16 protein-coding genes and 2 pseudogenes are annotated in these 15383 nt (G+C 65.3%); 6 read left to right on the top strand and 12 right to left on the bottom strand.

Annotated features, from left to right (window positions below; translation table 11 throughout):
* Positions 1 to 1645 (bottom strand): toll/interleukin-1 receptor domain-containing protein (locus VEI45_RS09860; protein WP_324852597.1); only part of this gene is annotated, 1645 nt, incomplete at its 3' end.
* Positions 1646 to 1962: 317 nt separating this feature from the next.
* On the opposite strand from VEI45_RS09860, the gene VEI45_RS09855 reads away from it, so the two are divergent.
* Complete coding sequence (locus tag VEI45_RS09855) at positions 1963 to 2346, top strand: hypothetical protein (protein WP_324852595.1); 384 nt, start codon at positions 1963 to 1965, stop codon at positions 2344 to 2346.
* A 114-nt stretch (positions 2347 to 2460) separates the two neighbouring features.
* On the opposite strand, the gene VEI45_RS09850 is transcribed toward VEI45_RS09855, so the two are convergent.
* A complete protein-coding gene (locus tag VEI45_RS09850) occupies positions 2461 to 3942 on the bottom strand; it encodes a biotin carboxylase (RefSeq protein WP_324852593.1) in 1482 nt (493 codons plus the stop codon).
* 273 nt (positions 3943 to 4215) lie between these two features.
* On the opposite strand from VEI45_RS09850, the gene VEI45_RS09845 reads away from it, so the two are divergent.
* Complete coding sequence (locus VEI45_RS09845; protein WP_324852591.1) at positions 4216 to 5568, top strand: serine hydrolase domain-containing protein; 1353 nt, start codon at positions 4216 to 4218, stop codon at positions 5566 to 5568.
* A gap of 112 nt (positions 5569 to 5680) precedes the next feature.
* Here VEI45_RS09845 and VEI45_RS09840 read toward each other — a convergent pair whose 3' ends face one another.
* The 6 genes from VEI45_RS09840 to VEI45_RS09815 form a co-directional block, all read right to left on the bottom strand.
* Positions 5681 to 6256 (bottom strand): N-acetylmuramoyl-L-alanine amidase, encoded by a 576-nt coding sequence (locus tag VEI45_RS09840; protein ID WP_324852589.1) that lies wholly within the window; start codon positions 6254 to 6256, stop codon positions 5681 to 5683.
* 397 nt (positions 6257 to 6653) lie between these two features.
* Complete coding sequence (gene htpX / locus VEI45_RS09835; protein WP_324852587.1) at positions 6654 to 7523, bottom strand: zinc metalloprotease HtpX; 870 nt, start codon at positions 7521 to 7523, stop codon at positions 6654 to 6656.
* A gap of 32 nt (positions 7524 to 7555) precedes the next feature.
* Complete coding sequence (locus tag VEI45_RS09830; protein WP_324852585.1) at positions 7556 to 7696, bottom strand: hypothetical protein; 141 nt, start codon at positions 7694 to 7696, stop codon at positions 7556 to 7558.
* A 107-nt stretch (positions 7697 to 7803) separates the two neighbouring features.
* Complete coding sequence (locus VEI45_RS09825) at positions 7804 to 8439, bottom strand: hypothetical protein (protein ID WP_324852583.1); 636 nt, start codon at positions 8437 to 8439, stop codon at positions 7804 to 7806.
* Entirely contained in the window at positions 8439 to 8591 is a 153-nt protein-coding gene (locus VEI45_RS09820; protein WP_324852581.1) for a hypothetical protein, read from the bottom strand. Before VEI45_RS09820 ends, VEI45_RS09825 begins: the two co-directional genes overlap by 1 nt.
* A 12-nt stretch (positions 8592 to 8603) precedes the next feature.
* Positions 8604 to 9581 (bottom strand): OmpA family protein, encoded by a 978-nt coding sequence (locus VEI45_RS09815; protein WP_324852579.1) that lies wholly within the window; start codon positions 9579 to 9581, stop codon positions 8604 to 8606.
* 229 nt (positions 9582 to 9810) lie between these two features.
* Between VEI45_RS09815 and VEI45_RS09810 the strand changes: the two genes are divergently transcribed.
* Positions 9811 to 10632, top strand: a complete 822-nt coding sequence (locus VEI45_RS09810; RefSeq protein WP_324852577.1) for a DUF4396 domain-containing protein — start codon at positions 9811 to 9813, stop codon at positions 10630 to 10632.
* Here the strand turns inward: VEI45_RS09810 and VEI45_RS09805 are convergent, their stop codons facing one another.
* The 4 genes and pseudogenes from VEI45_RS09805 to VEI45_RS09790 all read right to left on the bottom strand — a co-directional run bounded on the left by VEI45_RS09805 (position 10633) and on the right by VEI45_RS09790 (position 14148).
* Positions 10633 to 11106, bottom strand: coding sequence for a VOC family protein (locus tag VEI45_RS09805; RefSeq protein WP_324852575.1), 474 nt, complete (start codon positions 11104 to 11106; stop codon positions 10633 to 10635).
* Positions 11107 to 11189: 83 nt separating this feature from the next.
* A pseudogene (locus VEI45_RS09800) lies at positions 11190 to 12154 on the bottom strand (quinone oxidoreductase family protein).
* Positions 12155 to 12283: 129 nt separating this feature from the next.
* Positions 12284 to 13480 (bottom strand): PrsW family intramembrane metalloprotease, encoded by a 1197-nt coding sequence (locus VEI45_RS09795; protein ID WP_324852573.1) that lies wholly within the window; start codon positions 13478 to 13480, stop codon positions 12284 to 12286.
* The gene (locus tag VEI45_RS09790) at positions 13477 to 14148 is read right to left on the bottom strand and encodes a hypothetical protein (protein ID WP_324852571.1); all 672 of its coding nucleotides are present in this window, start codon (positions 14146 to 14148) and stop codon (positions 13477 to 13479) included. Before VEI45_RS09790 ends, VEI45_RS09795 begins: the two co-directional genes overlap by 4 nt.
* 145 nt (positions 14149 to 14293) lie before the next feature.
* On the opposite strand from VEI45_RS09790, the gene VEI45_RS09785 reads away from it, so the two are divergent.
* The 3 genes and pseudogenes from VEI45_RS09785 to VEI45_RS09775 form a co-directional block, all read left to right on the top strand.
* Complete coding sequence (locus tag VEI45_RS09785) at positions 14294 to 14689, top strand: DUF4267 domain-containing protein (protein ID WP_324852569.1); 396 nt, start codon at positions 14294 to 14296, stop codon at positions 14687 to 14689.
* Between the two features lie 59 nt (positions 14690 to 14748).
* Positions 14749 to 15103, top strand: a pseudogene (locus VEI45_RS09780) (LLM class flavin-dependent oxidoreductase); the annotation flags it as partial.
* A gap of 32 nt (positions 15104 to 15135) precedes the next feature.
* Positions 15136 to 15383, top strand: a 248-nt coding sequence (locus VEI45_RS09775; protein ID WP_324852599.1) for a UbiD family decarboxylase domain-containing protein, incomplete at its 3' end; no start/stop codon positions are given.

Below are 15383 nucleotides of genomic sequence, written 5' to 3'. Positions count from 1 at the left end.
GCACCGTGTCGTCGTCGCTGCCAGAGGCGAGGCGATGTCCGTCGGGGCTGAACGCCACGCTCTCCACAAGATTGTTGTGCCCGGTCAGGGGCGTGCCGATGGGTTGGCCGGTGTCGGCCTCCCACAGGAGCACGCTCTCGTCGGTGCCAGCGGCCAGCCGGTGCCCGTCCGGGCTGAACGCCACGCTGGACACCCCAGCGTCGCTTTCCCCGGTTAGCGGCGCGCCGATCGGCTGGCCGGTGTCGGTGTTCCACAACCGCACGGTGTCGTCGAGGCTGCCGCTGGCCAGCCGGTGCCCATCGGGGCTGAACGCCACACTGGTCACCGAGTCGGTGTGCCCGGTGAGCGGCGCGCCGATCGGCTGGCCGGTGTCGGCGTCCCACAACCGCACGGTGTCATCTGGATATCTGCTGGCGGAGGCGATCCGGTGCCCGTCGGGGCTGAACGCCACCCCATACACGTCATCGGTGTGCCCGGTGAGCGGCGCGCCGATCGGCCGACCGGTGTCGGCGTCCCACAACCGCACCGTGTGGTCGAGGCTGCCGGAGACCAGCCGGTGCCCGTCGGGGCTGAACGCCACGCTCCACACCTCGCCGGTGTGCCCGGTCAGCGGCGCTCCGACGGGTTGGCCGGTGTTGGCGTCCCACAACCGCACCGTGTGGTCAGCACCGCCGGTGGCAACCAGGTGGCCGTCGGGGCTGAGCGCCACGCGCACCGCGGCGCCGGTGTTGACCACTTTGAGGGTGTTGGCGCGCACCGCCAGGCCGTGCAGCAGCGGGCCGTTGTTAGGTCGGGGCTGGATCGCCCGGGCGGCCAGGACCTCCTGAAACGCCCGCGGGTCACCGCCGGAGTTGGTGCCGGCCAGCATGTCGTCGGCCTCGGTGTCCAGCCGTTTGGCGATCGCCTGGTCGCGCTGTCGGATCGCCTCCTGGCGCTGCCGGACGGCTTCGTGTCGCTGCGCGGCGGCGATGACCGCGCCGATGAGTGCGATCACGGTCAGCACCACCAGCCCGGCGATCGCGGCGGCCCGCAGCCGGCGGAACCGCCGCTGCTCCCGCAGATCGTCGCTGGCCAGCTGGTCTTTGGGTTTGCCGTGAATCGGCGCGGCCAGCGCGGTGATCTTCTCCCGAAACACCGGCGCCCGGTAATCCCATGGGGCATCGGCGCTGACATCGATATACAGCGGCTCGGCCGGCAACACCCCCGGCGTGGTCAACACCGGTACAGCCGCATCCGAGACGTGCGGGTCAAAACAGGCGTTGGCGGCATCCCACTGCAGCGTCCCGGCGGCCTGCACCATCATCAACTGCTCGCGGCCCCGGTGCTCCAACCAGTAACTGACCTCCTCGTTGACCCAAGACGACGCCGCGGCCCCCGGCGAGAGCGTCACAACAAAAAACCGCGACCGATCCAGCGCATTGGTGATGCGGCCCCACAAATCCGGGCTGGCCGTCAAATCGGTGTCATCACGAAACACCCGCAACGCCCGCAACTGCCCCAACCGCCGCCCAATATGGTGCAAGCCCTTCTGAAGCCCCGACACCACCGGCCGATCCCCATGCGTATACGACAAAAACGCGTCATAGTCACGCGGCGCCTCGTGCTCGTGCGCCGGGGGCTCCACGGCCTGCGTCACCTCGGACATCTGCGTCCTACTGAACAACCGGGCCGCACGCTGGCGCGGATAGCGACGGCGTCGATGCGACCGCATCTAAGCCATCCCGGCTGGAATGACACAGGCAAACCCACACTGCTCCCTATTTCACCTGAGTCCAGCCCGCCGCGTAGCGGGCAAACCCAGTCTGGCACGGGGCCCAACGCCGTGCGGGAAATCGGGATGCTGCGTCAGCCTCAGACGCAGAGGCATCGGGTTATGACTGTCTGTGGAACGCGGGATCGGTGCAGCAAACGTGCGGCGTAGCGCGACCGCTGAAAGACGCACAGGGTGAGTAGGGTCGAGCCGTGATGCGCGAAAGGGCCAAGGCATCGACCACGACCTTGGTGCTGGTCGCGGCGGCCCGCGTCGCCGTGGGAGCGGCGATGATCCTCGCGCCGAGCCGGATCTTTTCGCCAGGATCCGGGACAGAAACACTACTCATGCGGACTATTGGGATCCGTGATGTGGTTCTCGGCTCTGGTGCCTGTGCGGCCTGGGCACGCGGCGAGGAAGGCGAATTGCAACGCTGGGCAACGGTTGGACTGGTTAGTGATGGAGCCGATTTTGTTACCGGGCTTCGGAGCAAGCCGCTAGTCGGTTGCAAAAGCGCACTGATCGCCACGCTCTCCCCGGTCCCCTTTGTGGCGGCCGGAATCCTGGGTTTGATCCGCCGCCTAAGAAAGCCTTGACGCAAAATGCGTCAGCAAACGATGCGGTGACTCCACCGAATATATGCATGGTCACAGCCATAGATCTGCCGGCCACCGACTCCACGTCAGGATCTGGGGTCGTGCAGTCGCTGCTCACGCTCGGGCGACGAGCCGCGGGACGATCGGCGTGGCCGGCGTCAGGGGTGTTGAGGCGAACTGCGTCTTAATGCCTGCGACCCAGCGCCGGCAGCGCTCAGTGAGCTGGTAATCGTCGGTCTGCAGGTGCCCGCGGGTGACGAGCACGCCGAGTTGGGCTCCCTCGCAGCGTAAGTCGCCAGGCGCCGCGACACGCATGTAGAAGGCCTCGGACTCGTCGAGCAGCGTGGCCCAGTCGTTGCCCTGGCGCGCAAAGCAGATGCGCCCGTTCTCGTCGAGGCGCCACACACCTGTGCGTGGGGTCGCGGTGAAGAGCTCAACATCCTGCGAGGTCTCCGACATTATCAGCTGACCCCAGACCTCGTCTTCGCCATAGCCCCGCTCCCAGCGCGAGTTGATCTCGTCGACGTCGAGCTCATACTCCACGTCCATGTACTCGAGCAGGTGGCAAAGGAACAGCGGCATGTCGGCGTAGGCCTCGGTGGTCAAGTTCGTCATCGGGCTCGCGCCGCTGAGGCGCGGGTTCACCTCGCCGAGGTAGAGCTCGTCGGAGTCCAGGTCGTGCAACAGGTCCACCTCGAAGTAGCCGCGGTAGCCCTCGCGGCGCAGGACCTCGCCCAGCTTTCCTACCATCTCTCGCGCGGCGTGCGTCTGTGCGGGCGGCAGCACCTCGCGCCAGACGTCATTGCCGCACCAGGCGCCCTTGTACGGAGTCAGCTCCGGGTAACCGACGAGACTCGTCATCGCGGGGCCGACCACGGTGCCGTGGCGGGTCACGGCACCCTCGAGGACCACCTCGACATTGCGGATGCGCTTCATGACTTTGACTTCCTGCTCGACCAGGTCACCGGCGCAATGGTCCCAGTCGCGCTGACCGCGCACAAAGAACGTCCCCGAGCCGGCGTCGCCATAAGCGGCCTCGACGACGAGGTCATCTCCCAGCCCGGCGCTCTGCGCGAGCGCCGACAGCTCGTCGTAGGAGCCAGCCCGCCCGATCACGTTAGGCACGCTGGGCACGCCCGCTTCGTCGGCTAGGCGCGTCATGACGATCTTGGAGCCCAGGCGATGGCGCAGCTCGGCCGGGTTGTGCATGACCTCGAGCCCCGCCTGGCGCGCGAGGGCCTGGGTCTCCTCGTCAAGCATCACGAAGCAGGCCTTGCCACCGGGCCCTCGTCGCGCGATGAACTCGAGTGTCTCGGGATCACGCAGGAGGTGGTTGCACACATCCCCCATGGACCCGAAATCAATGCGGTCGCGGCGCCGGGGCACGAACACGCGCGAATGTGCGCCCTCAAAAGAGTCAAAGTACGTCAGGTAGAAGAAGTTTCGTACCCAGCGGTCGATACCTAGCAGGTTGAACGGGGTCGGCGAGATGAAGTACAGCGGCACGGCGTTGGTGTGAAAGAACGCGCGTACGTCCGAGATGCCGTTCAGCAGGCGGCGCGGCTCGGGCTCAGGCCCGCCGGCGGGCACGCTCACGCCAGCCGCTGTGACGTCGACGCATGAGCCCGGCGCCGGCGTAACGGCCACGGCGGCGGCAGGGGCGCTGCGATCGCGACGGCGGTGAGCTCACATACCTGCATGCCACAAGTGTGCACCTGCCCAGGGCCGTGTGGAACTGTGGAGCGCCCCAACGTCGGCCGTACTTGGTGCTAACACCAAACAACTGGAGCATCCCGGCAGGGCCTGGCAGGGACCTCTCTCGCATCTCCGACGACTGTCAAAAACAGCGCCAGACGCTAGATTCGGGCCATGAGCCCACTTCTGGACACCACGACCCGGTGCCTTCGACGCATGGCTCTCGGCAAGCAGCGCGAGGGACGGGTCCCGGGTCTCTATGCCGCGGTGTGCCGCGGGGGCGGGCTCGCCTGGGGCGACGGGATCGGCGTCGCGGACCTGGACGGCGACCACGCGCCCGGGCCGGACGACCAGTTCCTGGTCGGCTCCAACACCAAGACCTTCATCGCGGTGATGGTCATGCAGCTGCGCGACGAGGGGCGGCTCGCCCTCGACGACCTGCTCGGCGACCACGTCCCGGAAGTGTCCCACCCGATCACCGTCCGGCAGTGCCTCGCCCACGTCTCGGGGATGGCCCGCGAGCCCCTTGGTGACGTCTGGGAGACGCTGGAGCAGCCGGACGCCAAGGAGCTCCGTCGCGACTTCGACGACGTCGAACGGGTCCTGGAGCCCCACGCGCGCTGGCACTACTCCAACGTCGTCTACGCGATGCTTGGCCAGCTGGTCGAGGAGCTCGACGGGCGGCCCTGGCAGGAGTCGCTGTGTACCCGGCTGCTCGAGCCGCTGGAGCTGCGGCGTACCACGGTCGGGTTCGATGACGGGCCCCGCGCGACGGGCTACTACGTCGCGCCGTACGACGACGTCCCGCGGGTGGAGCCGGTCATTGACCTCAAGGCGATGGCGCCGTGCGGCGGCCTGGCCAGCACGGCCGCCGACCTGGCCCGGTGGTCGGCGTTCGTGGCCGACCCGCCCTCGGAGCTGCTCTCCCCCGACACGATGGAGGAGATGTGCCAGCCTCAGATCCTGCTCAACGCCGAGGTCTGGACCGGCGCGATGGGGCTGGGCTTGTTCCTCATACGCTCGGCCACCGGTCGTACCTGGGTCGGCCACACCGGCGCGATGCCCGGCTACAAAACCGGCGTCTTCACCCATCGCGAGTCGGGCACGGGTGGCATCGCGCTGATGAACGCCACGGTTACGCCGGCGCCTGACGCGCTGACGATCGAGCTGGCCGACCACGTGGTCGAGCACGACCCAGCGGAGGACGAGCCGTGGCGGGCCGGCACCGAGGTGCCCGACGAGCTGCGCGGCATCCTCGGTCGCTGGTTCTCGGAAGGCCATCCCTTCGTGTTGGTGGTGGAGAAGGGCCGGCTCCAGGCGCGCATCGACGAGCCGGCGGCCGCCGGGCTTCCGCCGTCGGTGTTCGAGAAGATCTCCGATGACGTCTACCGCGCGGTCTCCGGGCAGTGGCGCGGTGAGCAACTGCGGGTGACTCGCGCGGCCGACGGCACCGTCACCAAGCTGAACTGGGCGACGTACCTCTTTACGCGTGAGCCGATCGCCTTCGGCGAGCACTTCGACACTTGAGGGTCACTCCGGTACGGCGTCTAGACCTTCACTTTGCGCAGCATCGTGTTGGCTAAGCGTACGGCGGCGTAGTTGGTGGCCCACCCCGGCAGCTCCGCTGAGAATCGGCGGATTAATTGCCCGCCTCGATAGCCGCGACTCTTGCGGCAGCGTCGGGTCCGCAAAATCGCTGGAGATCCACCCCGCCAGCGGCCAGCAGGTCGTCAATGCGGCGTTTAAGGTCACCCGAGGCGAGGTGGGCATAGAGATTCGCACCTGGGCAAGAAGTCTTGGCTAGGTCCCGATGGCCCGCCAATGTGCTTGTCGCGATTTGAAAGTTCTGGGCAGCCCATGCGAACGCGAGAGCGGCTCCGTGAAGCTGGGCCTCCGATACGACCTCTTGATCGAAGTCCCCTTCGCAGAGAACAAGAAAGTGGCCTGTTGTGTCGTAGTTTGTCGCGGTGTCGCCTGCAATCTTGGTGCTCCGCAGTTCGTAGATGTTGCCGTTGCGGTCAACGCCGACGTGATACGCGATGTCAATCCATCCCAGCTGGTCTTGGTGGTACCGCTGGTCCTGGCGCAAGCGGCCTGGGGCATTGCGGTTGTCGCCGAGGACCACGGCCTCGTGATGGAGGGTCATACGGGTGATGGTGTGGCGCCTCCCTCCGGGGCGGGCGGATTGGGCGCCCCAAGATTCTCGGCATAGCAACTGAGCCGAAGTGATGCTCGGGGCCGTTGGGGCCGGGGGTGTCGGTCCAGATAGCGGGCTTGTCGTCAGGCTGGCATCGGTTGCCCCCGTCGCAGCAAGATTCGGAGAAGGTGGCCGCGGGCCAGTCGCGGACGCCGGGACGGAGTCCATTCGCGGTTTGCTTGAGCAGCCGCCGACCGTGGACGCCAAGCCGACGCTGCCGGCCAGCCTAAGTAGCTGACGGCGGCTGACGAAACCAGGGCGTTCGTCACCTGGGTCGGGCGCGGGCGCGTCCATGGCCCTCACCATACGGGGCAGACCGCGGCGGCGCGTGCCCTGGACCTAACCGAATCCCAGTGCCAGGCAGTGGGATCGATGGCCGGCGGTGCGGCCAAGCATGACCCATTACGGTCAAGTCTTAGCCGCGGGCCATCCCCTCCAGCCGGGCGATCCGCTCGTTCATCGGCGGGTGCGTTGAGAACAACTTCCCCATCATGTCGCGGGCCCGGAATGGGTTGGCGATCATGAGATGTGACTGACTTGCCAGCTGCGGCACCGGCGGCAGCGGAGCCGCCTCGACACCACCGGCGATCTTGTGCAGCGCCGAGGCCAACGCCAGCGGGTCGCCGGACAGCTTAGCTCCGGACTCGTCGGCCTGGTATTCCCGTGACCGTGATACCGCCAGCCGCACCACCGTCGCGGCGATTGGTCCGAGCAGCGAGACCAGCAGCAGCGCAAACGGATTGGCGCGTCCTCCACCACCGCTACCGCCGCCCCGACCGACAAGGAAAGCCATGTTCGCCATCCCGGAGATCACCGCCGCCATCGCGCCCGCAACGCAGGAAAGCAGGATGTCGCGGTTGTAGACGTGCGAAAGCTCATGGCTTAGCACCGCACGCAACTCTCGCTCGTCAAGGATCTGCAGGATTCCGGCAGTGCAGCATACCGCGGCGTGGCGGGGACTGCGTCCAGTGGCAAAAGCATTCGGGGATGCGGTGTTGCTGACATACAAGCGCGGCATCGGCTGATGCGCGTCGGCCGCCAACTCGCTCACGATGCGATACATCGCCGGCGCTTGCGATTCGCTGACCGGCTGCGCTTGCATGGCCCGCAGCGCCAGGGTGTCGCTCTTGAAATAGGTCCAGACGTTCATGCCGACCGCGAGCAGAATCGAAAACAGCAGGATCGACCTATTGTGGAACAACGACCCGATGAACACGATTAGGGCCGACATCAAGACAAGCAGCAGGAAGGTCTTGAGCCCGTTGTAGTAGCGGTGCGACTTCATCGGCGATTCTCCTATCGTTCCGATCAATTAGGTCAATTATGGCGCGGGACTCGGATGCGCCCGCCCGGGAACATTGTCTTGACGGCCTGGGTGATGGCCGGCTGCCCGGACGTGGTGCTGTCGCCGATCAACGCACCCATCACCGCCACCCTGAATGGTGCAGCCCAGCGCATTGAGCCTCCTTTAGCGAGGCGAGCCAGCTAGGCGTACGCCGCCGCGCAGCCTTCGGTGGTCCGTTCGCACAACACTCGAAGCTGACCTAGTGGTCAGGATTGCGGCGCTAGTTCTGCCTGCCCTTGCCCCAGTGGGTGAATCCGGCGCGCTGCGCGGATTCCTCGTTCCTGAACCAGACTTCGGCGATGGTCTGCTTGTAGTTGGGGCTGTCGGGCGTGTGGTAGAGCATCGAATCCTCGTTGCCCTTGACCGTCCAGCCCGCCGGGCCACTGCCGCTGGCACCAACCCGCGCCGACCCCGCGCCATAAGGCTCGTGGCCGCCGGCGAACCCCGCCGCGGCCGCAGTGGCCGCGGCACCGCCGACGAGTTTCGCCGTGCCGCCGGTCGCATGTTCCTTACCCCAGTGGGTGAATCCGGCGCGCTGCGCGGATTCCTCGTCCCTGAACCAGACGTCGTGGACGATGCGGTTGTAGTTGGGGCTGTCGGGCGTGTGGTAGAGCATCGACTCCTCGTTGCCCTTGACCGTCCAGCCCGCCGGCCCACTGCCGCTGGCACCAACCCGCGCCGACCCGGCGCCATAAGGCTCGTGGCCGCCGGCGCGTTCGGCCGCGCTCGCGGTACCTCGGCCCATGACTGCAGAGACCGGCACCTCACGCTCGACCCGCCGAATCATAAAGGCGAACGTCAGCAACAGCCCCAGTAGAAAGCCTGCGGCCATAAGCCACCAATTGATGTCATGCATCACCGTGCTCCTATCTCACGCGAGCCGGGAAGGGCCGCGAGGGCTTCTTCCTTGCTCGTACGGTGAATCGAGATAACCGTGATCAACCACGCGACCACCGAGCCCACCACGAAAGCGAGCAGATACCATAACCATTGGTAGACGAAATCCATGTCGCATCCTCCTTAGCTGATGACGATCACGACGCGGCGGTTCTGGGCGCGACCATCCGACGTGTCATTGCTCGCGACCGGATCTGCAGCGCCGAGGCCTCGCGCGGTGACATGGTTACCGGGCACGCCGTTCGACAACAGGAAGTCGACGACCGCCTTGGCGCGGTTGTTGCTCAACGGCAGGTTGATGGCGTCGCTGCCGGTGCCATCGGTATAACCGCTGACCGCGATGTTCGCGTTGGGGCAGGCTTTCAGCCTGTCCGCGACCTGGGTCAACTCCTGCTGATCACTCGACGACAGGGTGTAGCTGTCGGTGTCGAAGTCGATCGGCGTGCGCAGCAATCCGGCCACGTCCGCAGCGAGGTTAGCGCAGGCGCCGCCGGCACCGGGAGCCGTGACCTGAATCTGGTTGGCAATCTTCATATTTGGCCAGGTGGCTTTGACCGCATCCTCGACTGCGGCCTTTACCTGATCCGAGGCCGCGGCACCGGTGAGGGTCACCGTGTCGCCGTCGAGTTTGAAATTGAATCCCGAGATGGGCGCCGCCGCTTTGAATACCGCGCCCAGGCTGGACGGATCGGGTGTGTTGACGCCCGCTTTGAGCTCCGTCTTGTCGATGAGATTCACCCCAGGGCCGAACGCTCCCTTCAACGCATCCAGCAGAGACGCCCGGGCGGCAGCGTCAGGCAGATCGCCACTAAGGGTGATGTCGTTGCCGTTGCGCACAAGGGACAATGGCGCAAAGGACAGTGCCGGCGCATTGACATTCGGGACACTCACCGTCGCGTTCGGCAGCGACGGCGCACTTACGCTCGGTGCACCCACGTTCGGGGCGGTGATGTGGGCTCTCGGCAGCGTGTGGTATCCGATCGCGCCCAAGAGCAACGGAACCGCGACCAATCCCAATAACCAGCCCAACCCCGGTGGACGTCGATAAAATCGAGAAGCTGTTCGCCATTCGGTCGTGCGAGTTTCGTCTGAATTCGGCATGGCCCCTCCTTGAATCGGTAGATAGGACCACTTTCCAATCCTGAAAGCCTACACCTAGACGCATCGACTAAAAGGCAAAAAACAAATTCTCGACGACAACGACCACGATGGTGCCAAGCAGCTGGCCAGCCGAATTCTCAGAACCACGACACGGCGTAGATGACCTGACGCCTACCGACCAACACCGAGCCCGCCAAAGCCACTACGGCCGATCGATAGTCTGTTCCATATGCTCGACGGGGTCATGCTGCTGTGGTGGATCCTCACGATTCCGTCGTTTCTGTTCGTCGTTCTCGACATCTGGCGGACCACTCCCGAGTCACCGGTTCTCAAGTGGGCCTTCGTAATCCTCACCGCATTCACCGGACCGCTCGGGGCGTTCTTCTACGTACTGGGCTGCCGCGAACCGCTTCGGGGCAGCCACGAGAACTATGTCGCGACCCGTTGGCGCCAAGTCCTCGGCTCCACGATGCATTGCGTCGCCGGGGACGGGATAGGCATCGTCGTCGGGGCTGCGATCGGCGGCGTGCTGACGCTGTCCTTTTGGCCGGACTTTCTGCTCGAGTACGTGCTGGGCTTCGGGTTCGGGTGGGCCTTCTTTCAAGCCTTCGCGATGCGGGACGCAGCGGGCGGGTCATATCTGAAGTCTCTGAAAATGACGTTCCTGCCTGAGCTGCTGTCGATGAACCTCCTTATGACGGGGATGGTGATCACGTCGCGCTTCGCAATGCGAAGCGTGGCCGGGGCCGACGACCCGATGCGCCCTCAGTTTTGGTTCATCATGTCGATGGCGCTGATCGTCGGGTTCGTGTGTGCGTACCCGATCAACTGGTGGCTCGTCGCCAATCACATGAAGCACGGCATGATGACCGTTCGCGCGCAGGCTGCGAGTCCGGCAGCGGAAGAACACTCGATGGGTGCGATGTCGTCGGAAATGTCATCGGGCTCGGGGCGACGTCAGCCCGGCGCTGGCGTGAAGGCCGGGATGACGGTGCTCACTTTCGCCGTCCTCGGCGCGGCGCTCGTTATCGTCATGCGATTCGCTATGTAGTTAGCTTGTATGGCCCCACATCTGGGCCGAGGTCTTTTCGCCTCCGGGATAGGACACGAACTCGACCGGCGTTCCGTCGGGATCGCGGACGAAGAACATTCGCACGCCGCCGATCTCCACGGGTTGCTGTTCAGGCTCGTAGCCGGCGGCGGTGACCGCAGCGAGGGCGGCGTCGAGGTCGCGGACGCTCAACGAGATGTTGGTGTAGCCGAGGACCGTCTCGGACTGTCGGTCCAGCTGGCGGTGTGCGAACTCGAGAAGCTCCACGACGGTACCACCGAGCATCCCTCCTATCATCCGGCCGCGGGCTCCGGTCTCACCGGTCACTACCTCCATTGGCGGACCGTCCAATTCAACATCGAAGAAGACGTTGAGACCAAGCAGATCGCGATAGAACCGCAGCGATGCTTCCGCATCAGATACTGCGATGCAGATGTGCGAGAAGCCAATAATCCCGATCGGGTGCTGGGTCATACGGAGTCCTAGCGGCTGGAACGATGCAACGTCCAGTATGCGATCTCGGGCGATCGGAATACGGTGAACCCGCGAATGCCCTCTCAGGGCGTAAGAATTACCGAGCCGGTGGTCTTGCGGCCCTGAAGATCGGCGTGCGCCCGCGCCACGTCGTTGAGCGGGTAGTGTGCGCTTACCGTCACCTCGATGGTCCCGTTACCGATCAAGTCGAACAATTCTGTTGTCCGCCAGGCGAACTCGTCGTGGGTGCGCATGAAATGTGGCCGCAGCGGTCGAGTGAGGTACACCGATCCGGCGGCGTTGAGCCGCTGCGGGTCGACCGGGGGCACCGGTCCGCTGGAAGCGCCGAACAGCGCGAGCGTGCCCCGGACCGCAAGGCTCGCGTCGAACGTTGACTTGCCCACGCCGTCGTACACCGCGCCCACACCCGCATCGCCGGTGAGCGCGCGGATCTTGGTGCCGAACTGCTGGGGGTCCTCGGGATAGTCCAGGACCTCGACCGCCCCGGCGTTGCGCGACAGTTGCGCCTTCTCCGCGGTCGAGGCGGTGGTGATCACCCGGGCACCCAAGCTGGTCGCCCACTGGGTCAGGATCAGACCCACCCCGCCGGCCCCGGCGTGCAGCAACACCGTGTCACCGGTCTGAACCGGACACACCGATTTGATCAGGAGGTGTGCGGTCATCCCCTTCAACAGCGCTGCCGCGGCAACATCAAAGCCGACACTGTTGGGCATCAGCGCCACGACATCGGCTGGCGCGACGCAATATTCGGCATAGGCGCCGACCGCGTCGGCGCTGGCAACCCGGTCGCCAACGTGAAAAGACGTCACCCCGTCACCGACCGCGGCGACCGTCCCGGCGACCTCGGCGCCGAGAATGAACGGTAAGTCGTGCGGATACAGCCCCGAGCGGAAGTAGGTGTCGACGAAGTTGACGCCGATCGCCTCGGCTTTGATCAACCCTCGCCCGGGCCGCGGGAGGGCTGCGGCCGCTCGACGTAGTTCAGGACTTCTGGCCCACCGTGCTCGGTGACTTCGATGGCGTGCATACCGCTTAGTTTCGCCGGTACGTCCGGGCACGGTCGATGGAGCCGGTAACAACAATCACGGCGCGCCGGTGTGGCGGTGAACAATTGCGGTGCGCCGCACACGACATCGACTGCCGCCGAGCCGCTGGCTCACCACGGTGACGGGACGCCCGCGCGAATTCTGGCGACCTCGGCGCGGGCGAATCGCACCCGGTCGGTGTCGGCGCCGCGCGCGGCAGCCAGCTCCTCTGCGAGGGCATACGCGGCATCGAGAACGTAGCGGGCGCGCTTGCGATCTCTGCGGTTGCCGCCAGCCTCACGGCTGGCTTTGCGGTAAGCCTTGCGGGCCTTGCGGTTACCGGCCATCGCGTCGAGTTCGGCCGCGGTGATGACGTTACGGGCCTGCTCGGGGGCCATGACGTCGTGAACGAAATCCCGTTCCCGTTTCACGGTCGACTTGTACACCCGCACAACGATGACGAGCGCTATGACGATCGTCGCGATAAGTAATCCGAACAGTTTCAATGCGCTAGGGCCGGCGATGGCGTCCAGCGAATCCCAGGTGCCGTGTAGCAGCATCGGTATCGCGATCAGAAGCAAACCGCGCGCGACCTTGCGCGGTTCGGCGGGCCGGCCAATAAGGTAGACCAGCCCGGCGCAGAAGATTGCGCTGTACAGGATGTGCGCGGCGACCCCGCTGACCATTCGAAGAATGATGGTGCCTATCGACGCCCCAACTTGATTCGCGCCGAACTGCGTTCCGGCCGACGTCATCGCGTAGGTGATGTCCTCAATGATCTGAAATCCTAGGCCGATGAACGCGCCCAGGATGAACCCGTCGAACGCGGTTCGTACCTGCCGTGGCGCCATTGCGATGAGTAGCAGCAGGCCGGAACCCTTCGCCCATTCTTCGGTGAACGGGGCGGCCAGCCCAGCACCCCAGTTCAGCGCCCACACCTGGCCGAAGGTCTTGCCGTACAACGCGAGGATCGCGTCGTTGGCGTTGGCCGCCATCGCCGCGGTCGCGGCGAAGCCGCCCCACAAGAACGCGACGACCATCAGCTTGGCGGGCAGCTTGGCGTAATGGTCGATGTGCGCTGCGAACCACCAGAACAGGGCGGCGTAGATGGCGAATGATGTCACCGCCAGCCCGATCGCCTCACCGTAGGCGTCGTATTCGCGGGCGAGCGTGGAGATGAAGGCCAGGAAGCCGGTCCCGACCAGCAGCAGATATCCCCAGAATGCGAAGTTGCGTGGCTGGTAGAAGACGAACCGCCTGCCCCAGCCGGAGAGGTCGAGCGCGATGTCGCGTGCATGATCAAGGTCGGCGAGCGTGGGCGTTGTCACCGCTTCTCCTCTCCGCCATGGCTGATGCTGCGAATCATCCGCAAAACGGTGGCCGTGGGCTCCGAGCCGGCATCGGACGGTCCGGTCGCCACGGCTTCAACTCCGCGAGCTCCGAACATGAATGCGGCGATCAGGCCTGTGGTGTGCGGTCCGGTGACCCGCACCGTCGCACCCTGCTTGCCCTGATCGGTGACGATCGTTTTGGGCGCACCTGTGATCTGGACACCGCGGCCACGGTTGAGGGCCTCAGAGGTCGCCTCGATCTGGTCGAGCAGTTGATCGGTGTCTCCGTGGAATTGTCCGGTGCGGAGCGTGAATTTTATGGCCCCGTCCTCGACGGTCGCGGTCGCGGGATACTCGCCGGACAACGGGGCGTGGCCGGCGCGGAGACCGGAGGTGATGCCCCAGCCCGCTTCCGGAACGAAGGTCACGTCTCCTTCGAGCTCCAGAACATCCCCCGCTCTGGCGATGTCGCGGTAGGGCACCGTCGCGTCGACGATGGGCAACACCACCGACATCACGAAGGCCAGCGCGAACACCGCCAGTGTTGGGCGAATGGTGCGCCGATCCAGGCCAAACCATCGCTCGTCAGCAGGTACCCAGCGTTCGTCTGGCTCGAATCTTGGTGATACGGCCGCCGGGGCCATGTTGGTTTGAGGATCCGGCATATCCTGCCCAACCTTCTACCCGCTGCGGCGTTGTCTGAGTGGCGTCGGGGTTCGAGAGTAACGACGGCGAGAACACTCGGCATCGAAATCGGCGACATCCGCGACTTTGGCGTAGCCCGGGCGACCACCTCCTAGGCTGCGGGCCATGGCTATCGACCGCTTTGGGCTGCTCGCGGGCAGCATCCGACTTGCCTCGGGTGTCTCGTTTCTCGTCGACCCGCTCCGCGCGAACCGGTTCTGGGGGGATCCCGACGAGCCGACGCCGACAGCGCAACTGCTGCTCCGGTCGATGGGCTATCGCGATGCCTTGATCGGTGGGCTGCTCGCAGCGGCGGCCCTACGTGGCGGAAACACCCGCGGCTGGTTCCTCGCGTCGGCTGGCGCCGACGCTGCTGATCTGCTCGGCGGGATGAGCGTCCACGAGGAGATGAAGCGCTCGCAACAACTCATCGGCCTGGGTGGTGCCGCCGTCGGCATCGTTGCCGGGCTGTGGGGCGCGGTGCGCCGGATGGCGGAACAAGAATCTGGAGATAGCGGTTGAGCTAGTCGTCCGCGGATGCCGTTGCGGCGCTGGACATGCAATTTCGATCGGGAGCGGAAGTGCGTATCGGTGTGCTGACCTTTGTTACCGACGAGGGCATTGGTCCGGTCGCGTTGGGCGAGGCGCTCGAGCAGCGTGGGTTTTCGTCGCTGTTCCTGGCCGAGCATTCGCACATCCCGGTCAATGCGCAAACACCATACCCAGGCGGGGGCCCGATTCCGGTTCGGCGTGGGCGTGGGTTGGTTGCGTGAAGAAATCGCCAACCACGGCGTCGATCCCAAGGTGCGCGGACGGCTGGTTGAAGAACGGCTGCGCGCGATGATCGAGATCTGGACGCGGGAAGAGGCAGAATTTCACGGCGAATTCGTGAATTTCGATCCGATCTACAGTTGGCCGAAGCCGGTGACGAAGCCGTAGGCTTGTTTTTGCCTCAGCAACATATCGGGATGATCTGGGCGGAATGGGAAAAGATCGGTAAGCCAATGCCGTTCGCCGTGGTGCAAGGCGGTGATCCCGGTGTGCCAATGGTCGGCGGCATGCCCATTCCAGCGGAGGTGGATGAAGGAACTTATCTCGGCACGCTCTACGGCGAACCCGTCGAGGTCGTCAAGTGCGAGACAAACGATCTCGAGGTGCTGGCCGGCTCCAAAGCGGTTATCGAAGGGCATGTTTCGATCACCCGTGACGCCACCGA

It is taken from the genome of Mycobacterium sp., assembly GCF_035623875.1.
Taxonomy (GTDB): domain Bacteria; phylum Actinomycetota; class Actinomycetes; order Mycobacteriales; family Mycobacteriaceae; genus Mycobacterium.
This window is presented reverse-complemented; position numbering and strand designations above follow the sequence as displayed.